The sequence below is a fragment of the Flavobacterium sp. genome (assembly GCF_003525665.1).
In the GTDB taxonomy this organism is placed as follows: Bacteria; Bacteroidota; Bacteroidia; order Flavobacteriales; family Flavobacteriaceae; genus Flavobacterium.
Genome location: NZ_DQDX01000033.1, coordinates 15390 through 16383, shown reverse-complemented (window position 1 = coordinate 16383; position 994 = coordinate 15390). Strand labels below are relative to the sequence as shown.

General features: G+C 30.3%; 1 protein-coding gene and 1 pseudogene. Both read right to left on the bottom strand.

All coding sequences use genetic code 11. The features are described 5' to 3' along the window. A pseudogene (locus DIU01_RS02200) lies at positions 1–319 on the bottom strand (ABC transporter ATP-binding protein); the annotation flags it as partial. Positions 320–349: 30 nt separating this feature from the next. Continuing rightward, complete coding sequence (locus tag DIU01_RS02195) at positions 350–910, bottom strand: GNAT family N-acetyltransferase (RefSeq protein WP_290831626.1); 561 nt, start codon at positions 908–910, stop codon at positions 350–352. Between the last annotated feature and the right edge of the window lie 84 nt (positions 911–994).

The window sequence follows — 994 nt, the reverse complement described above, 5'->3', positions numbered from 1 at the left end:
CAATTGGACCTAATCCGAAACTAGAACTTCCATAACTTTTTTGCAAATTGGTTGTAGAAACTAAAACCTTCTTTTCTAAAATGGGTTTAGAAATCAATGCTTTATGTAAATCGGTAAGGATTTCTTGATACTTTGTCTTTTTGGCTTCAACGTTATTTTCGTTCTGGTCAAGCCAAATTAAAAATTCATTGGTCTTTTTATAGTAATTTATATCTTCTGTATCAAGAGTTAAATCAATAATACGTTTGGTTAAAATTGAAAAGTCTTCAAACTTTAGAAAGTTTAATAACTCGTCGTACTGTTTTTCAAATTCGCTCATGTACTAGTATGCTTAGATAAGGTTCAGTTTTTATTTTCTAAAATTTCTTTTCAATATCGAATAAATTACGGTGTCCCAAAACTTGCCGTCGTGTAATTCATTTTCTAAAATATGAGCTTCTTTTACAAAGCCATTTTTTTGTAAAACACGCTCAGAAGCTTTATTATCCGGATCGATAACGGCTTCAATCGAATGCATTTGCAAATCGTTAAATCCGTATTCTAAAACGGCATCAATTGCTTCAGAAACATAACCTTTGCCTTGATGTTGAGGTAAAATCATATATCCCATTTCACAACGATGATTTTCGGCAGAAATTCTGTAGTGACCAATAAGACCGATAAATTTAGGATTTCCTTTTACCGTAATTGCCCAATTAATTCCTTCATTATTAACGATTTTTTCTTCAATAATGTTGATGTGCGCCATCGCTTCTTCTAAAGAAGTTGTCAATGGTCTCGGAATAAATTTCATGGTTTCGGGATTTCCTCTAAGTTCCAAAATCTCATTTACATCGTCTTTATTTAATCGACGAAGTAGTAATCTTTCGGTTTCTAAATTTTTAAACGGATGGAAGTTTATTGTTAGCATATAAAATTATTATTGTGTGAAATTAAACATAAAACTAAAAATAGTGTAACATTTTTTTATTTATTTGTTCTAATTATCAAACTT